This window comes from Paenibacillus ihuae (assembly GCF_001368795.1).
GTDB lineage: Bacteria > Bacillota > Bacilli > Paenibacillales > Paenibacillaceae > Paenibacillus_AQ > Paenibacillus_AQ ihuae.
The window spans coordinates 1-12,009 of the sequence record NZ_LN831200.1 but is presented as its reverse complement, the minus strand read 5'-3'; the positions used below and the strand labels follow the sequence as shown (position 1 = coordinate 12,009).

Here is a 12,009-nt window from a genome sequence, read left to right as displayed (position 1 = left end):
AGGGCTGATCATGCGGACGGTTTCAGAGGATGAACAGGCGGACGCGGTGGAAGGCGATCTTTCCTTTTTGCGGGCACAGTGGGAATTGATTCTCCGCCGGGCAGAAGAGGCGTCCGCTCCGGCACTGCTGCATTCCGATCTTAGTATTGTTCAGCGCTTTATCCGTGATGCTTACAATCCGCAGCTTGATGAGCTGATGATTGACTCGGCCAAGGCCGTTCGGGAAGCGGAGGCTTTTCTGGCGGAGATGGCCCCCGAGGGGTACAAGCCTGTAGGATTTTACCGCGGGCAGGAGCCGATCTTTACCGCGTACGGCGTGCAGGAGCAGCTGCTCCGGAGCTTCAGCCGCAAAATCACCCTGGAGGGCGGAGCAACACTGATCTGGGACGAAACCGAGGCATTAACCGTCATTGATGTCAATACGGCTCAATATACCGGCGGAGCGACACTCGAAGAGACAGTAACACGTACGAATCTGCTAGCTGCTGAGGAGATCGGCCGGCTGATCCGTCTGCGTGATACCGGAGGCATTATTATAGTCGATTTTATTGATATGGAACTGGAAGAACATCGCAGGCAAGTATTGGAACGGCTGGGGCGCGTGGTCAGCAGCGACCGCACCAAAACGCATATTCTGGGCTGGACCCATCTTGGACTGCTGGAGATGACCCGTAAAAAAGCAAGGCATGACTCGGCAAGCTTCGCCCCGGTGATCTGCCAATGCTGCGGGGGCACGGGCAAGGTCGGGGCCTGGCTGGAGTAACCCGCAACTTCTTAAATACCTTTCCAATACTATTGACGATAGGTAATAAGTATGATAATATCTTCAAGTATGTGTTTGATTCTTCTAATCCTGCACATGCTGTAACCGCTCCGATCGGGTACATAAGCGCAGTTCCTTCGGGAATTTGCCACCTAGACTAGGCGAGTCTGAGACATGAGGAGGTGCAAGTACAATGTATGCAATTATCGAAACTGGTGGTAAACAATACAAAGTCCAAGAGGGCGATGTTTTGTTCATTGAGAAGCTGGTGGCTGAAGACGGCGCAAGCGTAACGTTTGACCGTGTATTGGCTGTTTCTAACGAAGGTGGTCTGACTGCAGGAACTCCGCTGGTTAGCGGCGCGTCTGTAACAGCTAAAGTCGAGAAACATGGTAAAGGCCAAAAGGTTGTAGTTTACAAATACAAACCTAAGAAGAACTACCACAAGAAACAAGGCCATCGTCAACCGTACACTAAAGTAACTATCGAGAAGATTCAAGCGTAAGAAGGTGCGTTAATGATTAACGTGCGGATTACACGGGCTTCGAACATGGGTGCTGTTATCGGTTTTGAGGTGGAAGGGCATGCAGGTTATGCCAAACGCGGTGAAGATATTGTGTGTGCCGGAGTATCAGCCGTTACGGTGGGTACCGTCAATTCAATTGAGAGTCTGACCGGAATCTCCATGGATACTTCCATGAAGAATGGCTTTTTAAGCGGAACCCTGGGTTCTGTTGAAGATGCTGAAACGTCCGCGAAAGTTCAACTGCTGCTGGAATCCATGGTCTTAATGCTCAGTGATATCGCAGAATCATACGGGAAGTATATTAAGATACAGCAAGTCATCATTTAAAGAAGGAGGTTGACCAACATGTTGAAATTGGATCTTCAATTATTCGCATCGAAAAAGGGTGTAGGTTCCACAAAGAACGGACGTGATTCCCACTCCAAGCGTCTTGGCGTGAAACGTGCTGACGGTCAAGCAGTTACCGGCGGTAACATTCTGGTTCGTCAACGCGGAACAAAAATTCACCCGGGCACTAACGTAGGCATCGGTAAAGATGATACGTTGTTCGCACTGGTTGATGGCGTAGTGAAGTTCGAACGTTGGGGACGCGATCGCAAAAAAGTGAGCGTGTACCCGGTTGATGTCGCTCCGGTAGCAGCGGCAGTGGAAGCGTAAGCTTTCCGAACCACATTTGTATGTAGAAGCCTCCGGCATGAGTGCCGGGGGTTTTTTTGATAAAATATAAGAATGTATGGGTGGCACGCTATGTTTTTAGGATCCCCGGTTTAAGTGTCTGAATGCTGGTGATTGCACCGGGCGGCTGTGTTATACTGGAAAATGGTAAAAGCCCCTTCGGGGCAGATTAATAATTTTGAATGAATTTTGCGAACTGAGGGACGGGGAGAAAGAATGAAATCCTGGAAAAGGTTGATCTGGGCAGTCATGTTATCCGTAGCGCTTCCTTTAGGTCTCGTGTATTGGCAAACCTCCTTTTTCACATGCCTGCTGCTCGGATTATGGGTAGCCGGGGTGCTTGCTTTCAGCTTTTATTACAACCGGCGTCATTTTGAAGAGGAACTGCGCATACAGGAGAAAACTCTGCAACAGGCGGCAAACCGGACACTGAATCATCATCGTCATGACTGGATGAATGATCTGCAGGTACTTTACGGATATATCCAGCTGGGGAAGCGTGATAAATCCGTACAATGTGTGGAAAGAATAAAGGAACGTATAGCACTGGATAGCCGGATCGCTAAGCTTGGCATTCCATCGCTGGTGTTCTATCTGCAGTCCTTCCGCACTTTCCGGAGTAATCTGGAGCTGGAAGTGCAGGTAGAGGAAGGATTGCAGCTGGAGGACAAGCTGACTCCTGATCAAGGGGACGAACTGACTTCTGTGATTATGCAGACGGTAAGGGCTTACCAATATAGCGGACTCACGCTACAGGGAGATACACGGACACTCCGCCTCGGCTTTACACAGGATGGAGGAGACATTCTCATCTCTTTCGAAAGCAAGGGGGATCATGGGAATCCCGAGCTGCTGCAGGGGCAAATTTATAATATAGTACAAGGCAAAATCATGAAGGCGGAGCAGTGGAAGCCAAGTGAGGCTTACGTAGAGCTGCGTGTACCGCTGGGAATGTAAGGAAGGTGAACATGAATGTTCGTAGATAAAGCTAAGATTTATGTGAAGGGCGGCGACGGCGGCGATGGACTCGTTGCGTTCCGCCGGGAAAAGTATGTGCCGGAAGGCGGTCCTGCCGGTGGAGACGGCGGACGCGGGGGAGACGTTATTTTCCGCGTGGATGAAGGTTTGCGTACTTTGATGGATTTCCGTTATCAGCGCCACTTCAAAGCTGAACGCGGAGTAAAGGGCCGCAACAAAAGCCAGCACGGAGCGAACGCCGAGCACATGATCGTGCGCATTCCTCCGGGAACCGTACTGATTGATGATGATACTCAGGAAGTCATTGCTGATATGACACGTCACGGCCAGCAGGTGGTGGTGGCGAAGGGCGGACGCGGGGGACGGGGAAATACCCGTTTTGCCACTGCAAACAATACTGCACCGGAGCTTGCAGAGAATGGTGAAGAAGGCCAGGAACGTTATATTGTCATGGAGCTTAAGGTCATGGCGGATGTAGGGCTGGTAGGCTTCCCGAGTGTAGGCAAATCTACACTGTTGTCGGTGGTGTCAGCGGCACAGCCGAAGATCGGCGCGTATCACTTTACTACGATTACTCCAAACCTGGGTGTAGTTGATGTTGGTGATGGCCGCAGCTTCGTGATGGCGGATCTGCCCGGTCTGATTGAGGGTGCCAGCGAAGGCGTGGGCCTGGGGCATGAATTCCTGCGCCACGTTGAACGTACGCGCATTATTATCCATGTAGTGGATATGTCCGGTTCCGAGGGACGTGATCCTTTCGAAGATTGGGTGCTCATTAATGATGAGCTGAAGCAATACAATGCGAATCTGATTGACCGTCCGCAGATCGTAGCAGCGAACAAGATGGATATGCCAGAATCCGAAGCGAATCTGATTTCCTTCCGTGAACGGGTAGCAGAACTGCGCCCGGATATGGAGATTATGCCGATCTCTTCCCTTACCCGTCAGGGGGTTCAGGAACTGCTGTACCGTGCAACAGATATTCTCGACAGCATCCCGGTTGCACCGGTAGTAGAAGAAGTAGCAGAAACTTCAGAACGTAAGGTATACAAGCTGGAAGCCGAGGATGATAATACCTTCACTGTTACACGTGACAATGATGCGTTCGTTGTCAGCAGTCCGCGCATTGAGAAAATGCTCAAACGCATGCAGCTAAGCACGCATGATGCGATTCTGAAGCTAGCCCGTACGCTGCGGCATATGGGAGTAGACGCAGAGCTGCGTAAACGCGGCGCTGTGGAAGGCACAATTGTCCGCATCGGTGAATTCGAGTTTGAGTTTGTAGAGAACAGCAGCTACTATTAAATAATAACTCTGCCGGTTAGGCAGAGAGGTATGGAACGCCGACAGTGGTTTCCCCGTCAGGGGAGAACACCGCCGGCGTTTTTTTCGTGCAAACAACCCTAAACAGCCCTTAAATCGTTTACAATGATAAGCGGAAATGAATGTCAAATGTGGGAGCATAAGAAGGGAGGGGTGAAGGGGGAAGTTATGCGGAAGAACAAGGGTTATACGTGTATCGTGAGCTTAATTTACGCTGTAGTAGTCATCCTCACTTTTTTTCCTTTATGATCCTGGGCTACTCTGAATCACAGCTGGCTAATCTGATTATCAGTACCGTTATCCTTGGAGCAGCTGGTATTTACGGCCGGAGTGCTGCAGCAAAGGTACGGAAAATTAAGGTTGCTGCGCGGATCCATCGCCAGCATCTGGCGGAATTACAGGATATAAGGGAGCTAGCCGGTACATGGAGGCATCCTGGAGCGGAATGGCTGACAGAACTGGTTGCCGGCGTAGAAGAACAGTTTCTATACAGCGCGCCGGTTCATTCCAGTATGTTCGCAACTGAGGCTACCCTTACTCAGCAAATTTCTTTGCTGCATGATCAGGTAGCCCTGCTGATGGCGCTTCAGAGTCCGGGCAGCAATTGGGAAGAGTCCGCGAGTGAACTGGCGGAGAGTATTTCCGCTACGCTCCAGCGGCGAAACAGGGAGCTTGCAGCGCTGAAATAAGAGGAATCTCAGGATCGTCAGGTGGTGGCGTTCCCGTTTTTGTCGGGGGTTTTACTGTATCCAGGGGATGACTCAATACAATCATGATTATGAAAATGTATTGCTTTTTTCAGTTCCTTTCAAGTATAATGTCCACTATATAAACACAAAAGTCTTTGGGGTGAGGACGTTCGTGAAAGAACGCTATTATTTGGTCCGGGAGGACATTTTGCCTGATGCCGTGCTGAAGACCATGCAGGTCAAACAGCTGCTTGAAGCGGGTGACGCCAAGACGGTACATGAAGGTGTAGAACAGGTTGGACTTAGCCGCAGTGCTTTTTATAAATACAAAGATGGTATTCATCTGATCCATCAGCTCGAGCGTGAGCGTATTGTTACGATTTCGCTTGATCTGGAGCATGAATCCGGTATGCTGTCCAAAGTGCTGGGATGTGTCGCTGTGCATGGGGCTAACGTGTTGACGATTAACCAGAGTATTCCGCTGCAGGGACGGGCCAATGTCGTGATCTCTGTGGAAATTTCACATTTGAATGAAGAGCTGGGCGACATGCTGGAAGGACTCAAGGGAATCTCCGGTGTGAAGCGGGCCGTAATCATCGGCCAGGGTTAACAAGCAAGTTTTATTACGTAGAATTGATCTAGGAAGTATAGCTTCATAAAACTTTTAGGAGGAACCAAATGAAGCCGGTTAAAGTTGGACTATTGGGGCTGGGAACAGTCGGTGCGGGCGTGGTCCGTATCGTTGAAGGAAATCAGGAGGATCTGAGCAGCCAAGTGGGCTCACCGATTATTATTGAACGCATTGCTGTTAAGAACGCCGATAAGCCGCGTGATATCGAAGTCGATTCCGCCAAAATCACTACAGATCCCTGGGAGCTCATCCGCGATCCGGAAATTGATGTAATCGTCGAAGTGATGGGCGGCATCGCCGGAACAAAGGAATATATTCTTGAAGCGCTGGAGCGGGGCAAACATATTGTAACCGCCAATAAAGACCTGATGGCACTCCATGGATCGGAAATCTTGGCTAAGGCACAGGAGAAGCAGTGTGATGTATTTTATGAGGCCAGTGTAGCCGGCGGGATTCCGATCATCCGCACATTGATCGAAGGCTTTTCCTCCGACAAAATTATGAAGATCATGGGGATTGTTAACGGTACAACCAATTACATATTGAGTAAAATGAGCCAGGAAGGCGCCTCCTATAATGATGTGCTTAAAGAAGCGCAGGAACTGGGCTATGCGGAGTCGGATCCCACTTCGGATGTGGAAGGCCTGGATGCTGCACGCAAAATGGCTATTCTGGGCACACTCGGCTTCCGCACAAATGTGGAGCTGAATGATGTCAGTGTCAGCGGGATTTCCGGTGTGAGCAAGGAAGATATCGCTTTTGCCAAACGGCTTGGTTACGATATGAAGCTGCTGGGAATCGCAGAACGTGAGGATGAAGAGTTCAGCATCAGCGTCCAGCCGACGATGATCCGTACCAGTCACCCGCTTGCTTCTGTAAATGGCGTATTTAATGCAGTTTATGTATACGGGCAGGCTGTTGGAGAAACTATGTTCTACGGTGCAGGTGCAGGGGCCATGCCTACGGCAACTTCTATTGTCGCCGATCTGGTGGCTGTGATTAAGAACCTGAAGCTTGGCGTAAATGGACTGAAGCAGATTGTACCTTACAAACAGAAGAAACTTAAGAGCGATGAAGCTATTTTTTATAAGAACTTTTTGCTGCTGCATGTCGATGATAAAGCGGGGGTACTGGCGAAGATTACCCAGGTGTTTGCAGAGTACGATGTCAGTCTTGATTCCGTAGTACAGCAAGCTAATCCGAATAATCCTGACGCGGAAATTATTATTGTAACGCATAATGCCAGCAAGGCGAGTATGAATAAAGTAATGCGGCATCTCGAGGAGCTTGCGGTCATCCATCGGATTAAGAGCCACTATCGCGTAGAGGGATAACACTCCTTCTGAACAGCTATTATACCGCGCAAAAAAAATGAAGGAGATTTCACCAGCTATGAGTATGTACGGAAGGTCTAGAGTAAAAGTACCCGCCAGTACCGCCAATCTGGGGCCCGGCTTTGATACGTTGGGGATGGCCCTCTCCCTGTATGAATGGATTGAGATGGAAGAGGCGGAGGAGACGGTTTTTCACTTTTTTGGAGACGAAATGAACGGGGTTGCCGGTGACAAAAGCAACCTGATTTATCAGGTGGCCCAAATGGTGTTCGATGAAGCCGGAGTTTCGGTTCCCGAGCTGTCGATTTCAGTGTATTCCGAAATCCCGCTGACACGCGGTCTTGGCAGCAGTGCCTCGGCAATCGTTGGCGGAATGGCAGCAGCGAATGCTATGATTGGATCACCGCTGGATAATGCGAAATTGTTCGACATGGCCTGCGCACTGGAAAAGCATCCGGATAATGTCGGAGCATCGTTGTTCGGGGGCATTATTACGGCTGTCTGGGACGGTGTACATGCCGATTATATCCGGATCGAGCCGCCGCAGGGCCTTGAGGTGCTGGTCGTTATTCCGGAATTCGAGCTGGCAACGACTAAGGCCCGCGGGGTGTTACCGGCTGAAATTACCGTAAGTGATGCGGTGTATAACATTAGCCGGACTTCGCTTTTAACAGCAGCCTTTGCCACTGGCAGGCTGGATTTAATCAGCCGGGCGATGCAGGACCGCCTGCATCAGCCCTACCGTGCACCGCTCGTACCCGGAATGGAGAAGCTGCTGGCTGAAGCTCCGCAGCATGGGGCGCTGGGCATTGCGCTTAGCGGAGCGGGACCGACGCTGCTGTGTCTGGTGGACCGGAAAGAGAGTAAGAAGCAGGAGTTGGAGCTTTTTCTGAAGGAAACGATGCTTGAGCACGGTATTAAGGCCCAGACCTGCTGGCTGCCGCCTTCCGGCGCTGGTGTAACTGTAGAGCTGCTGGAAAGAAACGGGATGCAAAACCATTCATTTTTGGATATGATAAAAGGAGAAGTACAGTTATGAAGTCAATAGCGGTATTGCCGCAGGGCACCGTATCCCACGAAGCGCTGCTGCATTTGTTTGGTGATGAGCCTGTCCGGATCGTACATCGCAAGCTGATTTCCGACGTTTTTCTCTCTACGGCCGGCGGTTCTACCGATTACAGTGTAATTCCGATTGAGAATACGATCGAGGGATCGGTCAGTTTGCATATTGACTGGCTCATTAATGAAGTGAATCTGCCTATGCAGGCGGAGTGGATTTATCCGTCGGTTCAGAATTTGATCAGTAATCCCGGGGAACTTATGGACAGCAGCGGGCATAAGGACTACAGCAAAGTAGTGAAGATTCTCTCTCACCCTGTCGCTATGGCACAATGCCTGCAGTTCGTCCGTGAGCATGCCCCGCAGGCTGAGCTGGAATCAGTAGGGAGCACCTCAGAAGCCGTGGAAATTGTGAAGAACAATCCCGGCAAAGGCTGGGCTGCCATCGGTACAGCGCTTGGGGCGTCTACGCATAACCTTGAGATTGTTGACCGCAAGATTACCGATCACCATAACAATTACACGCGTTTCGTGCTGGTGGGACCGCACAAGCTGGCCCTTCCACAGAAGAGCGCCGGTGATAAGACAAGTATTCTTGTAACCCTGCCGGAGGATTTTCCGGGAGCCCTGCATCAGGTGCTGTCCGCATTTGCCTGGCGGCGTCTGAATTTATCACGTATTGAATCAAGGCCAACGAAGAAGAAACTGGGTACTTATTATTTCTACATTGATGTGCTGGAACCGATAGAATCTGTCCTGCTCCCTGCGGCGATTGAAGAGATCAAGGCTTTGGGCTGTCAGGTACGGATTCTGGGCTCGTATCCCACATACACCTATGAGGAAGAGAAAGCGGAGGTGCAGTAAGTTCATGGCTGAGCAATGGATCTATCTGGATGGACAACACGTAACAAAGGAAAATGCAAAGGTATCCGTATTTGATCACGGGTTTCTTTATGGAGATGGCATTTTTGAAGGCATCCGTATTTATAACGGCAACATTTTTAAATGCAAAGAGCATCTGGACAGGCTGTATGATTCGGCCAAATCAATTATGCTGGACATTCCGCTGACTTACGATGAGATGCTGGAAGCAATGGCAGAGACGATTCGTCTGAATGAAATGCGCAACGGTTATATCCGTTTAATCGTTTCACGCGGTCCAGGCAACCTGGGACTAGATCCGCGCCGCTGCCCTAAGGCCAGTGTAATCATTATTGTGGAGCAGTTAGCAATTTATCCCGAACAGGCTTACCTGACCGGCTTACGTGCAGTTTCTGTATCCCAGCGCCGCAACATCCCGGATGCACTCAATCCGAAGATCAAATCGCTTAACTATCTGAATAACATCCTCGTCAAAATCCAGTCCAATCTGGCGGAAGCCGACGAAGCGATTATGATGAACGCTCAAGGTTATGTAACCGAAGGCTCCGGGGACAATATCTTCATTGTCAAAAGAGGAGTAGTGTATACGCCGCCTTGCTACCTGGGTGCGCTGGAAGGCATCACCCGCCTGGCGATTATCGAGCTCTGCGAGAAGCTGGGGCTGCCTTTGAAAGAAGAACCGTTCACTATGCATGACGTTTATATCGCCGATGAAGTTTTCTTTACCGGAACCGCAGCCGAAGTTATCGCCGCACGCGAAATCGACGGCCGGATTATCGGAGAGGGACATGCAGGTCCGATTACGCTGCAGCTTCTTGAAGAATTCCGCAATGCTGTGGATAAAGATGGCTATAAGGTTTGGGGCTAATCCAGTATCGTTTGCCGGATCTCCATCTATATCAAAAATCCTTTCATGCGAGTCATGAAAGGATTTTTTTTGTTCCAGGGATGTCAATCGCCCATGGGCTGCATAAGATGTAGTAACGAAGGAGGCGGCTGTACCGCATATAACGATGCTCGAGATCAGTGCAGGAAGCTCTGAGCCGGAATTTGCAGCTGTAAGGATGGCAACGCGCTCCAACAATTAAGCACTTTTAGGAGGTTAATGCTGCGTGAAAATACACATTGTCAAACAAGGCGATACGCTCTATGCATTATCGCAAAAGTACGGAGTATCGCTGCAAAAAATCATTGAGGCCAATCCGCAAATCAGTAATCCTGATGTGCTTGTTTTAGGGGATAAGGTCAAGATCCCTTCCGCTCCGACACCAGTGCCGGATAACAGTGAGCTTTTCTATAAACATACAGTTAAACAAGGAGATACGCTCTGGAAATTGTCCAAGGCTTGGGGAATCACGTTAAAGGAAATTATTGATGCCAATCCGCAGCTTAAAAACCCCAATGCGCTTCTGACAGGTGAAATCGTCAATATTCCTAAAAAGTCTAATGCAACTGCAATACAGCCTCAATCCACTCAAAGCAATACTACTCCTATTCAGCCCGAAGCCACATCACCTGCGGTGGTAGATAAAACGAAGGTCGGCGGTAAAACATACACTGGACCTAAAGAAGAAGCCGTGCAGGAAGCAGCTCCTATGCCTGCACCTGTTCCCGAACCAGTAATTTCTAAAGAACCTGAAGCGAACTTAGCTCCAGAAGTGAAAACAGCTCCAGAAGTGAAAACAGCTCCTGAAGTGAACATAGCTCCTGAAGTAAACATAGCTCCTGAAGTAGTGAACATAGCTCCTGAAGTAAACAAGGCACCGGAGGTCTCACCTGTCCAGATGGTCCATGAGTCTCAAAGCCTGTATGTACAAATCTCGGTTCCTGCACAGGAGGCTGTCGCCTACGAGATGCCTAAAGAGAAGGGGAAAACGGAGGTTCAGCAGGCGTACTGGACTCCTAATAAGGAAATGCCATGTGATAAAACAGCGGGTTACCCTGGATTAAACGAGAATCCGTATGCTTTTGATTGCCCGCAGCTATATCCTTATTATGAGCAGGCGATGCCGGTGATGGGCGTGAATCCCGCACAGAATTATATTCAGCCAGCCGCTTATATGCAGGAGTGCATGCCCCCCTATATTTATCCGGGTAATATGTATCCCGTCGCAGAAGCTCAGGAACCGTGGTATCCGAACTATACCCAGGACTACAATGCTGGCCCATTAACCGCAGTAAGCCCAGCCGTCGACTATCCGTCTTATGGAGTGCCCCAATATGGCGGACAGACGATGAATCTGCCATGGCCATCCTGTGGCTGCGGTGGGGAAGCTCCTATGCAGCACTATGGTTATGAACAGCCGGTTTTTGGTGGTTATCCGGTTTATATGCCACAGCCTGGCGTAATCTCTCCTTATGGGGTAGGAGCGGATACCTTCCCTAATACCGCAGCGAATTCTGTAGCGCCGTTTGAAACATATGCAAACTCCCCGATATCCGGCATTCCTGCCTATCCGTCCTATCCGGGCATGGAGAACTTTGCGCATCATAACCGGGTACCGGAAATACTGGAGCCAGAGCCTATTGAGCTTAATACACCTCAAGCAGCAGTTAATACTACGGAGGCTGCAACAAAGACGAAAAACCGTAGCAATAAAGCAGGAGCAGCTAAGGTTAAAACATCAAGCCTTGCTGGAGCCAAGTCCGGTAAACCTGCTTCCAAACAGGGGGGGAACCAGAACAGCCGGTCGGGAAGCGCTAAGAAAAGCAAGAATCCATGGATTTCGAACTAATCATTCTTAATCACACACTAGTTGTGCAAGCATATAAGGCTGCGGTCACTCTTTAGCAGCCTTATATGCTTTTTTAACAATCCCTTAGGGCATGTTGCATAGCAGATTTAATTAGTCTGCGGTACCTATTTTAAATTTGGAAAAAGCTGTGGGTTGTCTTTACAGGATAAGTCGTGTTATATTATAAATCCGGTCGGGAACAGCAAAATGTTGAGAAGGACTGGAACATGATTATCCGATATGAATTGCTAACTTACTTAAAAATAAATGTTGCATTCAATCGAAAAACATGATATATTATAAGAGTTGCTGGTGACGAGATAATCATCACTGACAACGAACTTGATCTTTGAAAACTGAACAACGAGTGAGTATCTGGAAATCACTTCGGTGAGATCCAAAATTAGAGCATGC

The 12,009-nt window shown here is 49.4% G+C and carries 13 protein-coding genes and 1 other annotated feature; all 13 genes read left to right on the top strand.

The features are described 5' to 3' along the window. Nucleotides 1-763 (top strand): ribonuclease E/G (locus tag AQR02_RS22655; protein WP_187388822.1); only part of this gene is annotated, 763 nt, incomplete at its 5' end. 93 nt (nt 764-856) lie between these two features. After that, nucleotides 857-942, top strand: a sequence feature (ribosomal protein L21 leader region). Between the two features lie 14 nt (nt 943-956). Continuing rightward, nucleotides 957-1,268 carry a 50S ribosomal protein L21 gene (gene rplU, locus AQR02_RS22650; protein WP_054942699.1) on the top strand — a complete coding sequence of 104 codons (312 nt, stop codon included), beginning with the start codon at nt 957-959 and terminating at the stop codon, nt 1,266-1,268. Nucleotides 1,269-1,280: 12 nt separating this feature from the next. Next, nucleotides 1,281-1,616 (top strand): ribosomal-processing cysteine protease Prp, encoded by a 336-nt coding sequence (locus AQR02_RS22645; RefSeq protein WP_054942698.1) that lies wholly within the window; start codon nt 1,281-1,283, stop codon nt 1,614-1,616. Between the two features lie 18 nt (nt 1,617-1,634). Then, entirely contained in the window at nt 1,635-1,946 is a 312-nt protein-coding gene (gene rpmA, locus AQR02_RS22640; protein WP_039876443.1) for a 50S ribosomal protein L27, read from the top strand. A gap of 234 nt (nt 1,947-2,180) precedes the next feature. Continuing rightward, nucleotides 2,181-2,921 (top strand): Spo0B domain-containing protein, encoded by a 741-nt coding sequence (locus tag AQR02_RS22635; RefSeq protein WP_054942697.1) that lies wholly within the window; start codon nt 2,181-2,183, stop codon nt 2,919-2,921. 15 nt (nt 2,922-2,936) lie between these two features. Then, nucleotides 2,937-4,247 carry a GTPase ObgE gene (gene obgE / locus AQR02_RS22630; RefSeq protein ID WP_054942696.1) on the top strand — a complete coding sequence of 437 codons (1,311 nt, stop codon included), beginning with the start codon at nt 2,937-2,939 and terminating at the stop codon, nt 4,245-4,247. A 263-nt stretch (nt 4,248-4,510) separates the two neighbouring features. Further along, nucleotides 4,511-4,954 (top strand): hypothetical protein, encoded by a 444-nt coding sequence (locus AQR02_RS22625; protein ID WP_054942695.1) that lies wholly within the window; start codon nt 4,511-4,513, stop codon nt 4,952-4,954. A gap of 172 nt (nt 4,955-5,126) precedes the next feature. Beyond that, on the top strand, nt 5,127-5,564 hold the full coding sequence (locus tag AQR02_RS22620) for an ACT domain-containing protein (protein ID WP_054942981.1): 438 nt from the start codon (nt 5,127-5,129) through the stop codon (nt 5,562-5,564). Nucleotides 5,565-5,632: 68 nt separating this feature from the next. Beyond that, the gene (locus AQR02_RS22615) at nt 5,633-6,919 is read left to right on the top strand and encodes a homoserine dehydrogenase (protein WP_054942694.1); all 1,287 of its coding nucleotides are present in this window, start codon (nt 5,633-5,635) and stop codon (nt 6,917-6,919) included. 58 nt (nt 6,920-6,977) lie between these two features. After that, nucleotides 6,978-7,958, top strand: coding sequence for a homoserine kinase (thrB, locus tag AQR02_RS22610; protein WP_054942693.1), 981 nt, complete (start codon nt 6,978-6,980; stop codon nt 7,956-7,958). Beyond that, entirely contained in the window at nt 7,955-8,842 is an 888-nt protein-coding gene (gene pheA / locus AQR02_RS22605) for a prephenate dehydratase (protein ID WP_054942692.1), read from the top strand. Before thrB ends, pheA begins: the two co-directional genes overlap by 4 nt. 4 nt (nt 8,843-8,846) lie before the next feature. Next, the gene (gene ilvE / locus AQR02_RS22600) at nt 8,847-9,728 is read left to right on the top strand and encodes a branched-chain-amino-acid transaminase (protein ID WP_054942691.1); all 882 of its coding nucleotides are present in this window, start codon (nt 8,847-8,849) and stop codon (nt 9,726-9,728) included. A gap of 244 nt (nt 9,729-9,972) precedes the next feature. Continuing rightward, nucleotides 9,973-11,595 carry a LysM peptidoglycan-binding domain-containing protein gene (locus AQR02_RS22595; protein ID WP_054942690.1) on the top strand — a complete coding sequence of 541 codons (1,623 nt, stop codon included), beginning with the start codon at nt 9,973-9,975 and terminating at the stop codon, nt 11,593-11,595. Nucleotides 11,596-12,009 lie beyond the last annotated feature (414 nt).

Excerpts from the sequence above, each read along its gene's own strand:
- thrB (WP_054942693.1), top strand. The coding sequence starts at position 6,978 with ATGAGTATGTACGGAAGGTCTAGAGTAAAAGTACCCGCCAGTACCGCC.
- AQR02_RS22635 (WP_054942697.1), top strand. The coding sequence starts at position 2,181 with ATGAAATCCTGGAAAAGGTTGATCTGGGCAGTCATGTTATCCGTAGCG.
- AQR02_RS22615 (WP_054942694.1), top strand. The coding sequence starts at position 5,633 with ATGAAGCCGGTTAAAGTTGGACTATTGGGGCTGGGAACAGTCGGTGCG.
- obgE (WP_054942696.1), top strand. The coding sequence starts at position 2,937 with ATGTTCGTAGATAAAGCTAAGATTTATGTGAAGGGCGGCGACGGCGGC.
- AQR02_RS22625 (WP_054942695.1), top strand. The coding sequence starts at position 4,511 with ATGATCCTGGGCTACTCTGAATCACAGCTGGCTAATCTGATTATCAGT.
- AQR02_RS22645 (WP_054942698.1), top strand. The coding sequence starts at position 1,281 with ATGATTAACGTGCGGATTACACGGGCTTCGAACATGGGTGCTGTTATC.
- ilvE (WP_054942691.1), top strand. The coding sequence starts at position 8,847 with ATGGCTGAGCAATGGATCTATCTGGATGGACAACACGTAACAAAGGAA.
- rpmA (WP_039876443.1), top strand. The coding sequence starts at position 1,635 with ATGTTGAAATTGGATCTTCAATTATTCGCATCGAAAAAGGGTGTAGGT.
- rplU (WP_054942699.1), top strand. The coding sequence starts at position 957 with ATGTATGCAATTATCGAAACTGGTGGTAAACAATACAAAGTCCAAGAG.
- pheA (WP_054942692.1), top strand. The coding sequence starts at position 7,955 with ATGAAGTCAATAGCGGTATTGCCGCAGGGCACCGTATCCCACGAAGCG.